Origin of the sequence: Legionella sp. 16cNR16C (assembly GCF_021297775.1) — a bacterium.
GTDB classification, from domain to species: domain Bacteria; phylum Pseudomonadota; class Gammaproteobacteria; order Legionellales; family Legionellaceae; genus Legionella_C; species Legionella_C quinlivanii_A.
In genome coordinates, this window is the sequence record NZ_JAJTMX010000003.1 from 737,651 (window position 1) to 756,735 (window position 19,085).

A 19,085-nucleotide genomic window follows, 5' to 3' on the forward strand; every position below is an offset into this window, starting at 1 on the left:
GAGTCTCAATGGATAAACGTTTGCTTGAAATTCTGGTTTGCCCCTTATGCAAGGGCAAACTGATTCTGAAAGATGAGGAATTAATTTGCGCTTTTGATCGAATTGCCTATCCTATCCGCGGAGATATACCGGTTATGCTAGAGCAGGAAGGGCGGTTAATCCCCCTGGAAGAAAAGGAGCAGTTGTGAGTCCTGATTATCATGTCATTATTCCCGCACGGTATAGCTCATCAAGGCTTGCAGGCAAACTGATGCTGGAATTGGCCGGTAAAACAATTATTCAGAGAGTGTACGAGCAGGTGCTTCTGGCACAGCCTCGTTCTGTTATTATCGCCACAGACCATGAGTTAATTGCCAATCATGCGTCTGGTTTCGGAGCTCGGGTGATGATGACGGATAGTGCTCACCCAACGGGTACCGATCGCCTTGCCGAGGTAGTTAAAAAAAATAACTATCAGCCTCAGGATATCATTGTGAATGTGCAGGGGGATGAACCCTTCATTCATCCTGAGTTAATAAAACAGGTAGCCGCCAGTTTACAACAGGCTGAAACGCCAATGGCGACTCTTTGCTGGCCGATAGAAACCAGCCAGCAATTAAATAATCCCAATGTGGTGAAAGTCGTTCGCGATCAATTTAATAACGCCCTGTATTTTTCGAGAAGCGCGATTCCTTTCAACAGGGATAATCAGGATTCATTGGAGCATGTGTTTCGCCACATTGGCTTATATGCCTATCGAGCTTCCTTTATTCTTGATTATGTCAAATGGCAGCCTGCTCCTCTGGAAGTGGCGGAGTCACTAGAGCAGCTACGTGTTTTGTGGGCAGGTCATAAAATTCGCATAGAGCAGGCCTGCGTAAAACCCAGACAGGATATTAATACCCGAGAAGATTTCGATGCAGCCTGGCAGATGCTTGAATCAGAATAGGCGAGGCATTGTTGCGTAAATGAAGATAGGTGGACAAAAAACTGTCTTTGCGAGCGTTAGCGAAGCAATTGCTCCTTGCTTTGTTCAAATTCCGATCTGGATTGCTTCACTTCGTTCGCAAAGACGACAGATAAGTCGCTTGGTTCCATTCACGCAACAACCCCTTTCCGCGAAGGCGGGAATCCATTCCTCAATTGGCATTATAGCTAGCCCGGAGATGGTTCCCTGCATTGGCGGGGAGGACCTTTCATATATAAAGAGTCAGGCCGCTGGAGCTGTCGATGCCAGCTCCGAGGACATTTCATTGCCCAATGCAATCAGGTTTTTCTCAGTCGAAGAAGCGCCGGGAGTCGCATAAAAGAATTGGTGCTTATTGTCTCGTTTGGCAAAATAATCATAGGTACCAATTGCGGTGGTTTGTAGTGGCCTGAGCACATAAGTTCTAATCCATTGCGTAAAAGAATGACGTGTGCCGTCAGAATAATGTTCCATATTGCCATTATGAAGATGGTCATTCACATGTTTTATTAAAGCCTCCCTGTATTGCCTAGGATCAGTCAGATGAGGGTTGATGCTGATGTAGCTATTATTTTCCTTAATAAAGAGTAAGCGAATATTAATTAATTTCATGATACGGCGATCGATTTTGTCATACATGATGTTCTCATCATCACTGAATTCTTTCTTTTCAAGACACAAATCCGGATTTTGTGTGATATCAGCCAGCATGGATTGCTCCTCTTCATTGCAAAAATTCCGCATTTTAGGGCTGTATTTTTGCAAAAGACGAATAATCTCTTTATCCAGGGCATTAATGATTTTAATGGAAGCCTGATAAGTAGGATGCTCCAGGCGTTGCTGGATAATTTTCGCCTGACGCTCCAGAGAATTTCTATACTGGATATCATAATATAGTTCATCACGATGCGATTGGAGATTGCCAAGCCAGGCTCGTATTTCAGCACCCCCTGTTGTTTCCAGCTTTCTCCAGTGCTTATCCAAACTCCTCTTCTGTCGGGCCATTGCCAGATAGTGCTGTTCGAGCAATGGTTGACAGGGGTTAGTTTTACTGTACTGGGTGTAACCGGAATGAGGAGTATAATAGGCCTCATAAAGCTGCTGAAGATCTGGCTGCCATTTATTCTTAATCAGCTGTTTTACGGCACTTACCTGCTTCTCTAATTTGTTTGCAATGTAATCGGCATGCATTCTTAGCGCATAGAGTGGTTGTTGCTGCTGCAAAATTTTCTCGCAAAATGAACGGGCTTCTGAAAGTTCGAAATCGACCGTTACTTTATCCCTGATTAATAGTAAGGCTTGATTCGTCTCTTGAATGCTTTGACTAAGCTTATGAAAAAGCATTTTCTTTTGAGATTCATACTCAAGACTAAGCTTTTGTTTGAGCATCGAGTGTTCAGGCCGGTACTGCTCCATCAGCCTCTCAATATTCTGAAGTGCCTGTATACAGATTTCCTGCTGTTCGCAAATGGATTGCAATCGTTCTAATGCGGATAGCGATGGCGCTAGCTGACTGCATTGCTGCTGATAGGTTGCCAGAATGGCATCGACTTGATTTAACCATTCATTCAATAGAGGCCGCTTTGTTCTGGCTTTAGCAATAATCGGTTTTTCGCTGTCTTCACTGCTAAAAAATCTGAGCCGCTCATTCAGGTCCCTGGAAAACTCACTGAGTTCTGCGGGTAATTTCAGGGCATGCGCTTTAATCGTTTGTTCATTTTGTTCAGTGAGTTGGCTTAGCATGTCAAATTCCTTAATAGCGTGAAGAGGAAAAGCAGCAATTTTAGTGTTCAGATGATGCAGAGCGACTAGCTGCTTTTTTAAAGTGACTATGGATTCCTGACCTTGCCAGTAAAACAGATTGGCAATCAATTCACTGGTGTTTTGAGAGGCTGCTGTTTTCATAAACCAGCTCTTTACTCCAAGATGAGCATAAACTGAACGCTCTAATGTCTTGACAGTTTCCATATTCAAACCGGTAGTTTTGTCTTTGAGTAAGAGAAAGGTATCATTCAGAAAATTAATTAACTCTTTGGTAAGTTTGCTACTGGTCGGATCTTTTTTATTCCCTATCCTGAGTATAAAAATGCTTGGAAAGAATTTGTCCAACTGCTTTTGAAGCGCTTCGGCTGCCAACTTTCTATGAACCTGCAGTTCATCCATATTATTGGTATCAGGGAATACTTGCGCGAACCGCTGCTCTATTGCATTCTGCAGGCTAGTACGCTGGATTGCCAGTTTCTGTAATTGCAGGATGGTCTCAGTGATTTCTTTGATGAGAGACTGATGGTAGGCAGGATGATCAATTCGGTTTCGATAATGCATCAGGATTTGTTCAATGAGACTATTGGCTTTGGCTGTCATTTTCTGAAAGGCAGTGACGTACTGATTTAAACTGAATTCTCTATCAGCCACCCTGGAAACAGCATCTTCCAGCTTAAGATTCCTATGTATTTTTGCAAGGGAGTGGAACTGCTTCATTAATTCATCAATTTCAGCAGATTGGCTGCAGTTTTCGTCGGTATCAGGGGAGAGAATAATGACTTGTCTGGGTTTTTTTGAGTTGTTTCTACGCATTTGGAAGCTCAAGACTCATTCAAGTGATCACAAATTACCATCCGATTCTTAAGAAAATATTAAAGAAATGTAACTGAAGTGTAAATTTATGATGGCCATTAAGTTAGGGAGTTCTGCAATTACATGTAGGTTGGGCCCTTGGCCCAACATTGAGTTCGGGATTGGTTCAAGCCGTTTGCGGGGCAAAGGTGCCCAACCTACACTGCTTTATCACTCACTTGGCAAGCAGGATTCGACGCCTCAGATAAAGAATAAAAGCAGGAAAGATCATTAGTAATATTCCACAGCTGAAAACAAGGCGAAAACGATCTGCACCGCCAATATCCATACTGTTTTCAGGAGGTATAAAACCTACGACCAAGGTAATGAAGCAGCCGATTAGACCCAGGAGGCAGGTTGCATAATAACCTGCTTTACCGCCAGGAATCTGAAAGGTTCTCGGCATGCCTGCGGCTTTACTTTTTAAACGCCAGGCGGCGATAAACATGAACACGTACATCATAATATATAATTCAGTGCTTAAGTCGGTGAACAGCCAATAGATGGCATTCACACTCGGAAATAATAAAAACCCACTGCACAATAAGGTGACAAGAATCGCTTGCAGAATCAGAATTCGGGAAGCAATCCCATGTTTATTCAGCCGATAAAGCCAATGAGGGAGAAAACCGTTATCAGCGGCCAGTAACAGGCCTTTGGCGGGCGAAATAATCCAGTTCACCATTCCGCCGAGACTGCCTAAAAGCAGCATGACGATAATCAGCGGCATTAGCCAGGTCATGTGGTAAGCCTGAAAGAAATTATTAAATGCCTGCATAACACCATCGACAAGACTGATTTGGTCTTGCGGCAAGACAAAGGCAATCGCCAGGGAGCCAAAAATCATGGTAGACAAAATCAGCAACACTGAAAAAAACATGGCTTTAGGAAAATTATGTTGAGGCGATTCCACATTTCGGACATGGACTGCAGCTAGCTCCATCCCCAGAAAAGACGTCATGATAGCCGTTAGTGAAACCCAGGATTGAGTATCTCCCCAGTGAGGAAGAAGATGAGCAGGGCTTAAATCAACCGCAATCGGCTGGCCTTTAATTAGCCAGATAATTGCCAGCAGAATTATAAAGGCCATAGGAATAATCATTCCAAAAATGGCGCAAAAACTGGCAAAACGGGCAGAGGCTTTGAGACCGCTTAATCCCAGCAATGTAAGAGACCAAAACACTGTCAGAATGACTGCGATGAGATAGTATTTGTTTTGAGCCAAAGCAGGATTAACCAGATAGGCCAGCGTGCCGGCGATAAACGAGAGAATGGTCGGATACCAGACCATCGTATTGATCCATTGCAGCCATATGGTGAAAAAAGCGAGAGTTTCTCCAAAGGCATGTTTTACCCAGGAAAAAACCCCGCCTTCTTCTTCTGACCAGGTCGAGGATAATTCGGCGGATACCAGTGCCACCGGAATTAAAAATACAATAGCTGAAAAACTGAAAAAGAATATCAGGCTGGAGCCAAAAAGGGCTGTTGCGGGTAAGTTACGAATACTATCGATCGCTCCTGTAATTAAGAGTACAAGTGCTAACACAGATATTTTTTCGGAGGACCAGGCTTTCATTAAAAAAAGTTCCAACAACAGAGATTGACAAAAAGATATACATTATAGGGGATTGAGCCTTTTGAAGAAACTGATTTTATTTAAAATTCCATATAAAAAACTTAAATCCGAATGCTTGTATCTCTTTTTTTCATGATGTTTAATGGAGGTTCTATATTAACAGGAGTTCAACATGTCTGGTTTTTTTAGTGCAAATAGTTCCTGGCGGGCCGCCTTGCAGAGACTCAATCTTGCAGCAACAGTAGCCGCTGCAGTCTACCTGCTAGCCAGTGAAGATGCAAAGGGCAGCGAATTAGCCTTTAAAATGCTGGTGCAATTGGTTACTGCTATGGGTCTTCGCGACAATAACAGCACGCTGGCTTATATTTCAAGCGTCATATTAAATGGAATGGCGCTGGGAACTGATTACTCCGCATTAACAATGTGCAGCAGCCTTCCTGATAGCGTCAATTATGTGCTGAGCGTAATGGATGGAGTAAATCTGGGGACTGCTATTTTAAATACGCCAGAAGAGGAACAGAAGCAGGCTGCAGAATTAAAACCTTCCTGATTTTATGGTCTTGCGAACAAAGTGAAGCAATTGTAAGTTCGCAATGACACTTAAATCAGCTTAGCAGCCCTGAATGGTCACTATTAATTGGCGAGCACCGGCCTGATTCCGGTGTTCACAAAGGTAAATTCCTTGCCAGCGACCCAGCAATAACCGCCCGTCCTTTAGTGGAATGGTAAGGCTTGAGCCAAGCATCACATTTTTAATATGAGCTGGCATATCGTCTGAACCCTCAAGAGTATGACGAAACAATTGATCATCGTCAGGAATCAAGCGATTAAAATGGGTTTCCAAATCTAATGGTACATCCAGGCAGGTATTTTCGCTTATCGCCAGCGAAGCGGAAGTATGTTGAAGGAAGAGATTGGCCAGGCCAGTTTTAATCCTCGGTGCCGCCTGCATCGATTCAATGACCTCGTTTGTAATCAAATGAAAGCCGCGCGATTTGACTGGAAGTTGAATGCCGGTTTGCCAGTAAATGGATTCAGCCATGCTTGAATCCTCCCCGACAATGAGGAGAATTGCTTGTTTCCCCTTGTCGTTCTTTCCATTCATCCTCAGTGAATAAATGCATACTGAGCGCATGCAGACCCTGGCTAAACTCTTCAGCTAACAGTTTATTGATTAAACGATGCCGGGCGATTCTCGATTGGCCTTTGAATGAATCAGAGACCAGAACAAGCTTAAAATGAGTTTCTGCTCCCTCTGGTACATGATGCTGGCTGGATTCATCTAAAACTTCCATGTGATAAACAGGAAGCTCCCGATTTAAAATAGATTCAATACGAAATTTACGATTCATTGTTGCCAGTTAAAAAAGGGGGTGCAACAATTATAATCCATTTACAACTGAAAACTATGTCATTTAGTGACTGGATTGGTCCATTTTTATAAAAAATTATTGCCAGATTTCCATTTGACAAGTTGCTCTACATTTGAATTAATAATAGATGTTTGAAATATCAATCTTTTTTAAGACTGGCATTTAATTTGCTTAGTTAAATCAGAATGCTGAAATTAATCGAAGGAGAGTAGCATGAAGCAAAAAGGTTTTACATTGATTGAGTTAATGATTGTTGTGGCTATCGTAGGTATTTTAGCAGCGATTGCAATCCCTGCTTATCAAGACTATACGATTCGCGCTCGAGTGACAGAGGGATTAAGTTTAGCTTCCTCTGCAAAAGCGGCGGTCGCCGAAACGGCAATTTCCAATAATGCCTTGCCGGCTACACAAGCTGCTACAGGATATGTTAGCCCTGCTGCAACAACGAATGTACAGTCCATTGCCATTGGCGCCAACGGAATAATAACGGTTACCTACACTGCTGCAGCGGGTGGAGGAACAATTATTCTGCAACCAACCCTGCAAGCAAATGGGGATGTGACATGGACCTGTACTGGCGGAACTTTACTCGCTAAATATCGTCCTGCAAGCTGCAGAGCCTAGTCACTAGCTTATTTTGGCGGGAATCTTCAAGATTCCCGTCTGCATTTTCAGGATCCTCCGTTTTATTGCATAAGGAGTTTGGTATGAACAACAAAGAAAAAGGTTTCACACTAATCGAATTGATGATTGTCGTAGCAATTGTCGGAATTTTAGCTGCCATAGCGATTCCTGCTTATCAGGATTACACTATCCGCGCCAGAGTGGTCGAAGGATTAAGTCTGGCATCTTCTGCAAAACACGCGGTTTCAGAAACCACTATAACTCGCAATGCTTTACCGGCAACACAGGCTGCAACAGGTTATGTATCCCCTGCAGCCACTGCGAATGTCTCATCGATTACTATTGGAAATAATGGCTTGATTACAGTGACATACACTCCTGCTGCTGGTAATGGAACCATTATTTTACAACCAACCCTGCAAGCGAATGGCGATTTGACCTGGACTTGTACGGGTGGAACATTATTAGCTAAATACAGGCCTGCGAGTTGTCGATAGCATTAATTAGAATGCTGACTTTAGAGCCAATCCTTAGTTCTCATGAGAAAACCCCTCTCCCAGGTTGGGATAGGGCTCGTCACCCGCCATTAAGCTCAGTTGTATATTAAACTGTCTTCCCCGCCAAGGCGGGGACCCATCGCTTTGCTAGCTATAATGCCAATTGAGGAATGGATTTCCCCCTTCGCGGGAAAGAAAAAGTCCTTAACTTAATGGCAATGGAACCGATGTTCAATCCTCAACCGCAAGAAATTGATTTTTACATTATACTTATATGATTGAATATCGATCAATTGGGTGTAAAAATGGCTAGCGTAAAAGAATATGATGATAGAATCCGGGTAAAACAGAACGATATTTCTGTAAAAGAAAAAGAGTTGAAACAACAGGATGCGTTCCTTTTAGGACGAAGAAGGGAACTTAAAGGTTTAGAAGAGACTCTTGATGATGTTAGAAGCAAATTGGCGAGAGTCGATTTAGATTTCAATAAAGAGGATGCTGTTCTTGAAAAGAGAAAATTACAGGCTGAATGTGAGCAAATTGAGGGAAGCCAGAGAAAGCAATCTCTCTCTTGTGACGAAGCATCGGCAGCTCGCGACAAGATAGTTGAGGACCTTGTAAAATTAAGAGCGGAGATTGTCGAGTTAAAAAGTGCAAGAGAAAAACAGGCAGAGCTCGAAGACCTGGAGGCAGGAAAATTGCAGGCTGAAGCAGAAGCAGAGGCTCAGAGAGTCAAGGCAGAGGCTTTGGAGGAAGAGAAAAAAGCTTTGGAAGCAGAGAAGGAGGCTGCCAGACAGAAACTAGAGGAATCTCACCTGGAAATTAACTCCATTTTAAAACCAATTGAAGATGCACTGACAACTTTAAAAGCAGAACTGGCTGCCATTGATCAGAAAGCGCAGCCAGAGGCGTTTAAAGCCGCAAGCGTTCTAATACAAAGCCTGGATAATGCTTTTAGCCAATACCAGCAAGCTTTAGTTAGTGCTGTGGGTGCTAATCACTCTAAGGAACTAATCAATGATGCGGGGAAAACATTCAAGCAAAGCTGCAAGAATGCAATAGAAATTGCCAGTCCAAAACTTGGAATTGGCTGGGGAGAACAACTCAAAAACTTTTTCAGAGCTATCGGCAATGGAATAAAATATGTTGCTAGTAAATTGGGAGCCGATGTTAATTATTACGAATATAAGCAAAGCAAGTCTCTTGGAGCAGTCGGTGTTTTCAAAACTGCTACGAAATTAGATAAAGAGGAGCCTGCAGAGTTGGAGAAGGGGAGAAGTATTACTCCTGGGCAGAGTGAGTAATTTCGAGACGCTTGTGTTACCAGATCAAACCAGCTGATATATTTCTAATCTCCTTAGAACATTCCTGGGTACTGCGCCAAGCCGCAGTACCCAGGCACGGTGGTAACTGGTTATAACTTTTGCTCAACAAGCTGATTCTTCAATCGAACATAAACAGGCAGGCCATTATTATAATGGGGATAGGCTTCACCCTGAATCAACGGACTCAGATAACGCCGGCACGCCTCGGTAATCCCAAAACCGTCTTCGCTGATAAAATCCGCAGGCATGGCTTTTTCCTGATTAGCCACTTCACTTAATGGAACATGACTGATTGACCAGCGATAGGGTGAATCCTGTTCTCTTTTAACGATTGGCATAATGGCATTGTGCCCGTTAATTGCAAGTTCAACAGCAGCCTTGCCCAAGGCATAAGCATGTTCCAGATCAACCTGGGATGCTATATGACGCGCTGCGCGTTGTAGATAATCAGCGACCGCCCAATGATACTTGTAACCCAGACTGCTTTTTATCAATTGCGCAATCACAGGCGCTACCCCACCTAGCTGAGCATGTCCAAACGCATCGCGAAGACCGGCGTCACTCAGGAACTTTCCTTCCTGATTCTTAATTCCCTCCGACACCACGACTACACAATAGCCATATTCTTTTACGCAGGCGTCTACTTTAGCGAGAAATTTCTGTTCATCGAAAACGTTTTCGGGAAATAAAATGATGTGTGGCGGCTCGTTTTGTTTTTGTGAAGCCAGTCCGCTGGCGGCTGCGATCCAGCCAGCATGACGTCCCATGACTTCAAGAATGAACACTTTTGTCGAGGAAGCGGCCATTGAGGCAACATCAAAACCTGCTTCCATCGTTGAAACAGCGACATATTTAGCGACAGAACCGAAGCCCGGACAGTTGTCTGTGAAGGGTAAATCATTATCTACTGTTTTGGGAATGCCGACACAGGTAATGGGATAATTCATCTCTTTACTCATCCTGGCAATCTTATTGGCCGTATCCTGAGAATCGCCGCCCCCATTATAAAAGAAATAGCCGATATTATGGGCTTTGAACACCTCGATCAGGCGCTCATATTCCGAGCCGCTGTCTTTCAGTTTATAACGGCATGAGCCGAATGCACCGGCTGGTGTAAACATTAATCCGGCAATAGCTTCATCACTTTCAAGTGAGGTGTCGATTAATTCTTCGTTTAAAGCGCCAATGATGCCGTTTTTGGCGGCAAATACTTTGCCGATTTTTTCAGGATGTTGACGCGCAGTTTGAATGACCCCGCAGGCCGATGCATTGATAACTGCGGTAACTCCCCCGGATTGTGCATAAATTGCATTTTTCACTGACATTAGGACTCCCTAAATAATTACGTGTTAAGTGGCGTAAAGACTATCATATTCATCGATGACTTCATCAATATTGCGGATTAATTCAGCAAAAGCAGTTTTCATTTCATCAATTTTTTTCGCTTCTTTAGCCTGTTTTTCCAGTTTGGAAACCTGAGTTTGCAGATGAGGTACGCCACAAAAGCAGCAGGCTCCGTATAGTTTATGGGCTGCATTCTGTAAGCCCTGGATATTCTGTTTGTTATATAGCTCAAAAAACTCGACACGGCTTTTGTGCAGCTCCTCCACAAAGCGATTTAAAAATTCTTCAGCCAAAGCCTGATTACCGGATACCTTTTGTACGCATAATTGCCAGTCAATTGCCTGGTTTTTTGATTTTTTCAGTAAACGCAGCAGATGAGTCAATAATTGCTTTTCATCAATAGGTTTTTGCAGACAAAGGTCTACGCCTGCCTTTTTCATTTTATCTTTATTCATGTCATTGCCGCTGGCACTGATAACTACAATGGGGGTTAGCTTATTCAACATGGATTGCTGGCGTATCTGCTGTGCGGCTTCCAGTCCGCTAAGCTGCGGCATTTGCAAGTCGAGAAGCAAAAGATTATAGCGTTTGCTATTACAGGCTCTCACTGTTTCCTTTCCATCTTCAACCGCCTCAATATTACTTAACTCGCTCAGAAGTGAATTTAACAGCATGCGGTTGACTGGATTATCTTCGGCAATCAATATTTCAGGATGAATCAAGCGCAATTGCTTGCGCAAATTGTCGAGTTCCTGATCCATCGCAACAGGAACGGTGGTCTGACTTGAGAGCTGCTCGATGACTTCATGGAGTTTCTGAATGCTGATTGGCTTGAACAGAAAGCCATTGGCTCCCAGTGACTGTGGATTGTGGATAAGCCACTTGGAAATCAGCACACTGGGCATTTTTTGTTTGCCAAGAATTTGTGCCACCTGTTTTTCGCAGCCTTCATTCACATTAATAAAAGCAATGGTGCATTCCCGGTGTGTGCTGAATGCTTTCTCCAGTTGATTAAAGGAAGTGACTGGAACGCATTCAATTCCCCAATAACCCAAGCCATTACACAATGCCTCCAGCTGCAGGCTGTTATCATCAAAGCAAAGCGCTTTTATGTTGTTAAAGCGGTGGCTCTGATTTTTCTCCACTTCATAGGCCGATAATTTTTCAAGTTTAATATACACTGAAAAGGTAGAGCCTTTGTTAAGCTCACTGTTAAGCACAATGCGCCCTTGCATGGCTTCAACCAGCTTTTTGCAAATCACAAGCCCAAGACCTGTGCCGCCATAACGTCGGGTGATAGAGGTATCTGCCTGATTGAAGGCATTGAACAGACGGGTTTGATCATCAGAGGAAATACCGATACCAGTGTCAGTTACTGAAACACAGAGCATATAATCTTTGTCTGATTCCTGTTCAATGGATGTGCGAACCAGCACATAGCCATGATCAGTGAATTTCACCGCATTACTAACCAGATTGGTCAGGATTTGCTTGATTCGCAGAGGGTCGCCAAGCACTGTTTTAGGTACATTAATTTGGGTTGAGGGGATTAGGTCGATTCCTTTCTTATGGGCATTGGGTGCGGCCAATGTCAATACCTCATCAATACAGCCTCTCAAATCGAGTGGAATGCAATCGAGGTGGAGTTTTCCAGCATCCATTTTGGAGTAATCCAGAATATCATTGATGATGGCCAGTAAATCCTGGGCCGATGACTTGATTGTTTTAACGTAATCAAGTTGCAAGGCATCCAGCTTGCTTTCCAGCAATACATTGGTGAAGCCGATAACGCCATTCATGGGGGTGCGGATTTCATGGCTCATATTGGCAATGAATTCGGATTTTTGCCGGCTTTTTTCTTCTGTTTTCTTTTTCTCCAGAGATAACTGGATATTTTTTTCTTCAAGCAGTTCGAGACCTTGCTGTAAATCGGCTGTGGCCACTTCAATGTGATGATTGAGTTCTCGTACAATATTCAGATATTGTTTTTGCAAATGCGCGCAGCCCCGTTCAATTTCCCCAAGTTCCCCAGGACTTGAAACAGTAATTTTTGTCTCAAATTCATTGCTGAGAATTTGTTTCATACTGCGGCGAAGACGAGATATCGGCTGATAGATCTGTTTGGAGAGAAAATAATGAATAGTCAAACTGATAAGTAAGCCGAGTAAGGTAATAAATATGGTAATGATGTACATTTTATACTGCTTAATCAGAGTCGATTGAGTATCGATATCGATTGAAAGCCAGCCTAAAATATCGTCAGCCTGCAGAGGAATATAATCTGAAGGGGCTCTGAAAGGAGTCGTCGCGTAAAGATTATATTTCGGGATAGTAATTGGTGCGACAAAATTAATAGAGTAGGGGGTGATTTGCTTACTCTCAATATAATCCCCGGTATATTCTGGCGGTTTAAATGGCTTATGAATAGAATGCTTGCCCCCGCGGTAGGCAACCAATTGTCCTTCAGCATTATAAAATGCCAGCGCCTGAACCTCTGGATTGACGGTGGAGGCATTAATTAAACCCTGCAGCGTTCGACGGTCATTACGCATCATTGCCAATTGGGCTGCTGGCAGTAGTTGTCTGATATAAGCTTCGCCCAGACGGGACATGTGTTGATGTAAATCTTTACTGAACTGGCCGTTGTAAAAAACAGCAAAAAGAAGAGCGACCAGAAATACTGGAATTAAGGTGGTTAGCCTGAGTTGGTATTTAATACCAATTCCCTTCATGTGGGAATCCTGTTTTTGTGCATAAATAATAAAAAAGAAAAAATTTGGAAAACAATACAAAGTTTAGGTGAAAACATCAATCAATTCCCGCATTTTATTTTAACTATTAGTAACCAGAACTCTTATCATGCCTTACTGCAGTGACGGTCATTGTGCCGGGTGTCTAAACTGAGCTATGATAGCAGGTTATTAGTAACTCCCCGCGTACGTCATCCTGAACGAAGTGAAGGATCCCATACTGCTTAGAACTGAGCTAGATTCAGGAGATCCTTCACTTCGTTCAGGATGACGTGCCTGGGGAGTTACTGTTCATTATTGACTAATTAATGGAGAGCCTGATGGTTGTCAGAACAAGGTTTGCCCCAAGCCCGACAGGGCTGCTTCATGTAGGCGGTGTTCGCACTGCTTTGTATTCATGGCTTTACGCCAGGCATCATCAGGGTGAATTTATACTTCGGATTGAAGATACGGATCAGGAGCGTTCGACCAAAGAATCAGTACAGGCCATTCTCGATGGTATGGCATGGCTTAATCTCCACTCTGACAAGGGACCTTTCTACCAGTCAGAGCGTTATGAACGTTATGAAGAAGTTGCCAGCCTGTTGCTGGAGCAGGGCATGGCCTACCGATGTACTTGCTCAAAAGAACGTCTCGAAGCCTTGAGAGAAGCGCAGTTGGCTGCTAAACAAAAGCCTCAGTATGACGGGCATTGCCGGGAGATGAATCTCGCGCCTACTGATGAAGCGCATGTGATTCGCTTCAAAAATCCGAAATCGGGAGTGGTTAGTTTCTCTGATCAGGTTTATGGCGATATTCACGTGGATAATGCTGAACTGGATGATTTGATCCTTGTCCGTTCGGATGGCCATCCAACTTACAATTTTGCCGTGGTTATTGACGACTTGGATATGGAAATTACTCACGTTATTCGTGGAGATGATCACATCAACAACACTCCGCGCCAAATTAATCTATTCAAAGCCCTGAATGCGCCAATTCCTGTTTTTGCTCATTTGCCAATGATCCTCGGTGATGACGGAAAGCGTTTATCAAAACGTCATGGTGCGGTCAGCGTCATGCAGTTTAAAGAGGAGGGGATATTACCTCAGGCCTTGTTGAATTATCTGGTTCGTTTAGGTTGGTCACATGGCGATCAGGAAATATTTTCTCTGAAAGAGATGATTGAGTTTTTTGACTTAAAACATGTCAGCCGCGGTGTATCAAGCTTTAATTATGAAAAATTATACTGGCTTAATCAGCATTATCTGAAAGAACAAGACCCTGCTCAAACGGCAAAAGCGCTTGCATGGCATTTTGAAACACAGGGCATCCACACAGAAAAAGGGCCCGAGCTTGCAAATATCGTTGCTCTTCAGGCGGAACGTTGTAAAACGCTGGTGGAAATCTGTGATAAAAGCCGTTATTTTTTTGAAGACGAAATTGCTTATGATGAGGATGCAGTTAAAAAACACCTGCGGCCTGTCATTCTCGAGCCTTTAGAAAAACTGTATAGCAGTTTGCTTGAACTCTCCGATTGGAATGCGGAAAAAATACATGAGTCGATTGACAAAGTTTGCAGCGAGTATGAAATTAATATGGGTAAGCTGGGCCAGCCTCTTCGTGTTGCAGTGACTGGTACTGGGATGTCACCCGCGATTGATCAAACACTGTTTTTAATCGGAAAAGAAAAAACTCTTGCTCGTTTGAATTATGCTCTCGAACGTATTCGTGAGCGTGCTGCGGCAAGTGCCGGCTGAGAAAGCCATGTAGGTCGGGCGCTTCCGCCCGACATTCCCTGGAAACTAAGCTTTTGACTCTCAAAGACTGACACTGAGGCTAATTTTTAGCCCCTTCCTGCTTTATCGAACTCTTCTTAAGATTCTCCAGCCAGAGAGCGCGGCGTTCCTGCCCCATATCGGCGCTGCGGTAAACATAATGCAGGACATAAAATCCATTATCTGTTCGGACAATTTTTTGAATTTCATCCTGCACAGAATTACTGGGTTCTTTAATCCTGAATTCAAAAATAATCTGATCAGGGGTTTCTTCGAGGATTGTTATTTCCGGATTAGCGATTTTTTTCAGGTTTTCCATAATGACGTTGGAAAATTGTTTTAAGCTGGCTTGTTTCTGCAGTTCAGGAAAATACTGAGTAGTCACCAGTTCTTGCCAATGATCAAGCCGTTCACCGGCCGGAAGGTACTCTATGGTTACCATGACTGAATCTTTTTTTCCCCAGGCAGCCTGCCAGACACGATTATCAAAGACCAGGTTCTGCTGCTCAGACCTGACTATTTCAGGATCCACTTTAACTTCAGGATTCAAGATCTTTGAACTGCAATATAAACCATCCTGATAAGTGTAATATTCAACGCATTGACTGGTATTCCCCTTATCAACCTTGATGAGATCTTCCGGTTTAACCGTAGCTGCCTCTGCGCTTGGCAGGAAGGAAAGAAATAAACTGGCGCTTAGCAAACTGACAAGCTTTGTCATTGTGGGATATCCTTAATTTTAAAAGAATATTGTAAATGATTTTATGATGAAAGTCTTTTTCGAAAAAAAGTAAAAACAATCATCTATAGTTAGAATAACAAGATCAAACCGGGTGTGCTAAATGAAAATTAAGGGATTTTGTTTTCTTTTCTGGCTAGGCTTTATGATGAATGTTATCGCCGCAACTCCTGTTAAGATCGGAACTCCTTTTTTTGATCCTCCCTTTGCTACAAACGATGGCCACTACTTATTAAATGGATTTGATATCGATTTAATGAAAAAAATCTGTGAGAAGCTGCATTGGGAATGTCAATTTGTTTCCCTTGAAGGGCCGCAATTGTATACTGCCTTGTCCGAACGAAAAATTGATTATGCGATTGGAGATATCGCGATTACCCCCTCAAGACAGCTGAATTATCTGTTTTCTATTCCATATATGATTACAGAGGGAGCATTTGTCACATTAACAGACAGCCCGCTGACCACTTTGAAATCCTTGTCTGGAAAGCGGGTGGGGGTGATGTCCTGGCGGGTTTACAATGAATATCTGCAACAACATAATGACTTGAATATCACGGTGGTTCCCTTTGATGATTTTAATAATCTGGCGATCGCTTTGGCCAGGCAGGATATTGACGCTGTTTTTATGAATAAATACAGTGCGCTTTATCTGGTTCGTCAGCATCCAGATAAAATTAAACTCATGAATATTGATTTAAAAATTAATGAGGGAATTGGAATAGCAAGCTATTATGGAAATGAGAAGAATATGGATCTGATTAATCATTTAATACTGCAATTTCAAGCCGATGGAACTTTTGTTAACCTGTATAATTATAATTTTGGATTTTTTATACGTCGCTGACTATGTCTAAATCACAAGAACAACACTTACAAGAAGAGCTTTCCGCCGCCGCAGTCATTAAAGAGCAGCTCACTGCCATTACAGACGATTTCATGCGTAAGTATGAAGATGAAGGGGCGAGGCAATTTGCAAAAGTGGCGCATTCAAGTACGGACAATGCCCTTGAAGGAATGCTTAAAGCCAGGACCGCAGACGATTTTTTACTACATGAAAAACGTCTGTCTGCCCTTTTAAAAAGTTTAAAGAAGAAATCAGATCTCCCTGACAATCTCGATGATTCACTCGCCAATTATCGTTTTTACCGATATCTGATGTCATTATTGGGTGCTGTGCATACTCACAACAGTGAAAGTATTTTAGCCCGCCAGCCGCAGTGGTTTTGCGACCATCCTGCTCATGAAGAATGGGAACAGAGACTGACTCAGCTCAGCCATTTAAAAAATGAAAGTGAGCTTGAAATTACAAAAGGCAAATTGTTTGAAGAGGTCCTTAAAAAAGATGCTGGCATGGATTTAGCCAACCTTGCCTCACTGGCGGTTATTGAACGGCAGGTTCGCGCGTTCAGTAAGCAGCGGCTTTCTGAATTAAAACCCAATAAACGCTGGAAGCATTTTTTGCAAGATGCTGCCTGGATGGGGCTCGGATTAGGATTAGTGATTACCTCTTCGGTACTAGGCCTCGCTTTTCCTTTTCTGGCAATGCCAGGTATTGTCCTCGGGGCGGCCGTAGTAGGTTATAGTGTTATTGATTTTATCAAGCAAAGCAAAGAAGTGTATTCGGAGCTGTATCCTGAGGACAAATCTGCCCTTGTTACTCAGGAGTTCATCGAACATTTAGAGAAAGAATATGGTGAAAGCCTCCCAGACGTTGACTTTAGGGCATTAGTTAAACAGCAGCTTGCCGACGATAAAAAATGGTCGCTGGAAAAAACGCTGGTGATCGGTTTAGGTTACGGATCATCCGCCACAGGGCTTGCTCTTGCAGTGGCTGGTATGGCCTTTCTTTTTCCAGGGTTTGGAGTTCCGCTGGCCGTGATTATTGCAGTCACTGTTACCGCCTTGGCAGTTATCAGTTTTTCCAGTCTGTTATTGGGATTTAAGGCCTACCGCGAGAATGCGGAATACAATGCCAGACAATGCGAAATGAAGCAGTCTATTATCGAAGATAATCAGTTGATCTCCGAGATTTCCTTGTCGCCAGTGGATAAGTCTGAACCCAGCAGTACTGCTAAATTATTTCAGAAGGGGATTGCTCATGCGGCGGAAGAGGAACCGCAGCCTGTTTTGCCTGAGGGGGCTTCTGAAAATGTACAGATGTTCCAAAACACCCAAAATCAGAACCCCGCCGATTCTGCAAATGTAGCCGAAACGGAGAATGAGGGTGACAGCGAAAGCGAGGGGGAAAAACAAAGACCCCATTAGAAATCTGGCATGTTTCTTGTTAATAATTTCTTGTTAATAAATAGTAACCCCTCAGGTACGTCATCCTGAGCGTAGCGAAGGATCTCAAACTGCCTGGAACTGAGCCAGATTCAGGAGATCCTTCACTGCGCTCAAGATGACGCCACAATCTGAGGAGTTACATACATAAAACAAATCTTCCGGGAGTCAGAGATGCGGTATTTGCCGATAGTCTTGTTTTCCCTGCTGTATTCGTTCACTTGCCAGGCACAGACCATTCACATCATAGCCGTTGGTGATGTGCTTATTCATAAACCACTGCGCGACAAGGGTATGAAGCTTGGCTTCACTCAGTTATGGAGTTCTCTGATTCCTGAATTGAAGAAAGCTGACATTACCTACGGCAATCTTGAAGGCCCTGTTGCCGCAATGGTAGATTCCAGAGGCCGAGCCACTGAGAGCGTTCAGGCCGCTTACACTGCCTTCCCAATGTTTAATTATCCGCCCAGTCTGGTATCGGGATTAAAAGATTCCGGATTTGATGTGGTTTCAACAGCCAATAATCATGCACTGGATCGTTATGGTACAGGCATTGATAAAACAATTGCTGTTTTGAGTAAAAACGAATTGGCCTTTACCGGAACTAAAAAAAGCGGCAGTCAGGAGCGATGGTTCGCAGAAACCAATGCCAATGGTATCTCAATTGCCTGGTTAGCCTGTACCCAGGATACCAATGGAATTAATGATACAGAGCAGCAGGTATTATTATGCCATCGTGATCAGGAACTGGTTTTAAATCTGATAGCTGAGTTGACCAAAACGCATGACGCGGTCATTGTGACGCCTCACTGGGGAGTTGAGTATCAGTTAAAACCCGATAAATCACAGCGTCGTTTAGCGCAGCAGTTTGCTGATGCGGGTGCGATGGCTATTTTGGGTTCTCATCCCCATTGTGTCCAGCCCTTCGACTGGATAAAGGCGAAATCCGGACAGAAAGTGTTTGTCGCTTATTCACTGGGTAATTTTATTTCAAATCAGGGCAGTTTAAAAAACCGTTCCAGTGGCTTATTGTCCTTGTATGTTAAAAAAAATGAGGTGGGAACTCATATCGATAAAGTAAATTACCAGCCGACCTATATGGAAAATCGCGGCGGGGAAATGCAGGTGAATTGGGTTAATTCTCGAAACCATCCGGCGTATTTGTGGCTGAAAAAAGTTGTGGGGGAACAGTATCTTAAGCTGGCAAAAGAAAACGATAAGCAGCCTTGATACTTATCAAGGCTGAAATGTC

Annotated in this window: 17 protein-coding genes; 10 read left to right on the forward strand and 7 right to left on the reverse strand. The window is 43.3% G+C overall.

The genetic code is table 11. From position 1 onward, the window contains the following. Positions 1-8: 8 nt before the first annotated feature. Positions 9-188 carry a Trm112 family protein gene (locus LXA66_RS13395; protein WP_233013555.1) on the forward strand — a complete coding sequence of 60 codons (180 nt, stop codon included), beginning with the start codon at positions 9-11 and terminating at the stop codon, positions 186-188. Then, positions 185-928 (forward strand): 3-deoxy-manno-octulosonate cytidylyltransferase, encoded by a 744-nt coding sequence (gene kdsB / locus LXA66_RS13400; RefSeq protein WP_233013556.1) that lies wholly within the window; start codon positions 185-187, stop codon positions 926-928. Before LXA66_RS13395 ends, kdsB begins: the two co-directional genes overlap by 4 nt. A 261-nt stretch (positions 929-1,189) precedes the next feature. Here the strand turns inward: kdsB and LXA66_RS13405 are convergent, their stop codons facing one another. Together LXA66_RS13405 and LXA66_RS13410 are read right to left on the reverse strand one after the other, a co-directional pair. Next, entirely contained in the window at positions 1,190-3,523 is a 2,334-nt protein-coding gene (locus LXA66_RS13405) for a hypothetical protein (protein ID WP_233013557.1), read from the reverse strand. Between the two features lie 214 nt (positions 3,524-3,737). Continuing rightward, on the reverse strand, positions 3,738-5,138 hold the full coding sequence (locus LXA66_RS13410; protein WP_233013558.1) for an APC family permease: 1,401 nt from the start codon (positions 5,136-5,138) through the stop codon (positions 3,738-3,740). Between the two features lie 172 nt (positions 5,139-5,310). On the opposite strand from LXA66_RS13410, the gene LXA66_RS13415 reads away from it, so the two are divergent. Continuing rightward, positions 5,311-5,688 (forward strand): hypothetical protein, encoded by a 378-nt coding sequence (locus tag LXA66_RS13415; RefSeq protein WP_112220313.1) that lies wholly within the window; start codon positions 5,311-5,313, stop codon positions 5,686-5,688. 60 nt (positions 5,689-5,748) lie between these two features. Here the strand turns inward: LXA66_RS13415 and LXA66_RS13420 are convergent, their stop codons facing one another. Continuing rightward, a complete protein-coding gene (locus LXA66_RS13420; protein ID WP_233013559.1) occupies positions 5,749-6,180 on the reverse strand; it encodes a secondary thiamine-phosphate synthase enzyme YjbQ in 432 nt (143 codons plus the stop codon). After that, a complete protein-coding gene (locus LXA66_RS13425; protein ID WP_233013560.1) occupies positions 6,173-6,490 on the reverse strand; it encodes a BolA family transcriptional regulator in 318 nt (105 codons plus the stop codon). The genes LXA66_RS13420 and LXA66_RS13425 overlap by 8 nt, the downstream gene beginning before the upstream one ends. Positions 6,491-6,724: 234 nt before the next feature. Here LXA66_RS13425 and LXA66_RS13430 point away from each other — a divergent pair, with 234 nt between their 5' ends. From LXA66_RS13430 to LXA66_RS13440, 3 genes are all read left to right on the forward strand, one after another. Beyond that, on the forward strand, positions 6,725-7,135 hold the full coding sequence (locus tag LXA66_RS13430; RefSeq protein WP_233013561.1) for a pilin: 411 nt from the start codon (positions 6,725-6,727) through the stop codon (positions 7,133-7,135). Between the two features lie 83 nt (positions 7,136-7,218). Further along, a complete protein-coding gene (locus tag LXA66_RS13435; RefSeq protein ID WP_233013562.1) occupies positions 7,219-7,632 on the forward strand; it encodes a pilin in 414 nt (137 codons plus the stop codon). Between the two features lie 305 nt (positions 7,633-7,937). Continuing rightward, on the forward strand, positions 7,938-8,936 hold the full coding sequence (locus LXA66_RS13440) for a hypothetical protein (protein WP_233013563.1): 999 nt from the start codon (positions 7,938-7,940) through the stop codon (positions 8,934-8,936). Between the two features lie 110 nt (positions 8,937-9,046). On the opposite strand, the gene LXA66_RS13445 is transcribed toward LXA66_RS13440, so the two are convergent. Together LXA66_RS13445 and letS are read right to left on the reverse strand one after the other, a co-directional pair. Next, entirely contained in the window at positions 9,047-10,282 is a 1,236-nt protein-coding gene (locus LXA66_RS13445; RefSeq protein WP_233013564.1) for a 6-phosphofructokinase, read from the reverse strand. 24 nt (positions 10,283-10,306) lie between these two features. Further along, positions 10,307-13,033: a two-component system sensor histidine kinase LetS gene (gene letS, locus LXA66_RS13450; RefSeq protein WP_233013565.1), complete on the reverse strand. Its 2,727-nt coding sequence runs from the start codon at positions 13,031-13,033 to the stop codon at positions 10,307-10,309. Positions 13,034-13,371: 338 nt separating this feature from the next. Between letS and gltX the strand changes: the two genes are divergently transcribed. Continuing rightward, entirely contained in the window at positions 13,372-14,790 is a 1,419-nt protein-coding gene (gene gltX, locus LXA66_RS13455; RefSeq protein ID WP_233013566.1) for a glutamate--tRNA ligase, read from the forward strand. Positions 14,791-14,869: 79 nt separating this feature from the next. Here gltX and LXA66_RS13460 read toward each other — a convergent pair whose 3' ends face one another. Beyond that, positions 14,870-15,529 (reverse strand): hypothetical protein, encoded by a 660-nt coding sequence (locus LXA66_RS13460; RefSeq protein WP_233013567.1) that lies wholly within the window; start codon positions 15,527-15,529, stop codon positions 14,870-14,872. Between the two features lie 121 nt (positions 15,530-15,650). Here LXA66_RS13460 and LXA66_RS13465 point away from each other — a divergent pair, with 121 nt between their 5' ends. From LXA66_RS13465 to LXA66_RS13475, 3 genes are all read left to right on the forward strand, one after another. Then, complete coding sequence (locus tag LXA66_RS13465; protein WP_133138974.1) at positions 15,651-16,394, forward strand: transporter substrate-binding domain-containing protein; 744 nt, start codon at positions 15,651-15,653, stop codon at positions 16,392-16,394. Positions 16,395-16,396: 2 nt separating this feature from the next. Then, positions 16,397-17,815, forward strand: coding sequence for a hypothetical protein (locus tag LXA66_RS13470; protein ID WP_233013568.1), 1,419 nt, complete (start codon positions 16,397-16,399; stop codon positions 17,813-17,815). 192 nt (positions 17,816-18,007) lie between these two features. Next, positions 18,008-19,063, forward strand: a complete 1,056-nt coding sequence (locus tag LXA66_RS13475; protein ID WP_233013569.1) for a CapA family protein — start codon at positions 18,008-18,010, stop codon at positions 19,061-19,063. Positions 19,064-19,085: the final 22 nt, after the last annotated feature.

Bases quoted from the DNA above. Each gene is read 5' to 3' on its own strand.
- LXA66_RS13465 (WP_133138974.1), top strand. From the start codon at position 15,651: ATGAAAATTAAGGGATTTTGTTTTCTTTTCTGGCTAGGCTTTATGATG.
- LXA66_RS13460 (WP_233013567.1), bottom strand. From the start codon at position 15,529: ATGACAAAGCTTGTCAGTTTGCTAAGCGCCAGTTTATTTCTTTCCTTC.
- LXA66_RS13405 (WP_233013557.1), bottom strand. From the start codon at position 3,523: ATGCGTAGAAACAACTCAAAAAAACCCAGACAAGTCATTATTCTCTCC.
- LXA66_RS13415 (WP_112220313.1), top strand. From the start codon at position 5,311: ATGTCTGGTTTTTTTAGTGCAAATAGTTCCTGGCGGGCCGCCTTGCAG.
- letS (WP_233013565.1), bottom strand. From the start codon at position 13,033: ATGAAGGGAATTGGTATTAAATACCAACTCAGGCTAACCACCTTAATT.
- LXA66_RS13410 (WP_233013558.1), bottom strand. From the start codon at position 5,138: ATGAAAGCCTGGTCCTCCGAAAAAATATCTGTGTTAGCACTTGTACTC.
- LXA66_RS13435 (WP_233013562.1), top strand. From the start codon at position 7,219: ATGAACAACAAAGAAAAAGGTTTCACACTAATCGAATTGATGATTGTC.
- LXA66_RS13470 (WP_233013568.1), top strand. From the start codon at position 16,397: ATGTCTAAATCACAAGAACAACACTTACAAGAAGAGCTTTCCGCCGCC.
- LXA66_RS13425 (WP_233013560.1), bottom strand. From the start codon at position 6,490: ATGAATCGTAAATTTCGTATTGAATCTATTTTAAATCGGGAGCTTCCT.
- LXA66_RS13440 (WP_233013563.1), top strand. From the start codon at position 7,938: ATGGCTAGCGTAAAAGAATATGATGATAGAATCCGGGTAAAACAGAAC.
- LXA66_RS13420 (WP_233013559.1), bottom strand. From the start codon at position 6,180: ATGGCTGAATCCATTTACTGGCAAACCGGCATTCAACTTCCAGTCAAA.
- gltX (WP_233013566.1), top strand. From the start codon at position 13,372: ATGGTTGTCAGAACAAGGTTTGCCCCAAGCCCGACAGGGCTGCTTCAT.
- LXA66_RS13430 (WP_233013561.1), top strand. From the start codon at position 6,725: ATGAAGCAAAAAGGTTTTACATTGATTGAGTTAATGATTGTTGTGGCT.
- LXA66_RS13395 (WP_233013555.1), top strand. From the start codon at position 9: ATGGATAAACGTTTGCTTGAAATTCTGGTTTGCCCCTTATGCAAGGGC.
- LXA66_RS13475 (WP_233013569.1), top strand. From the start codon at position 18,008: ATGCGGTATTTGCCGATAGTCTTGTTTTCCCTGCTGTATTCGTTCACT.
- LXA66_RS13445 (WP_233013564.1), bottom strand. From the start codon at position 10,282: ATGTCAGTGAAAAATGCAATTTATGCACAATCCGGGGGAGTTACCGCA.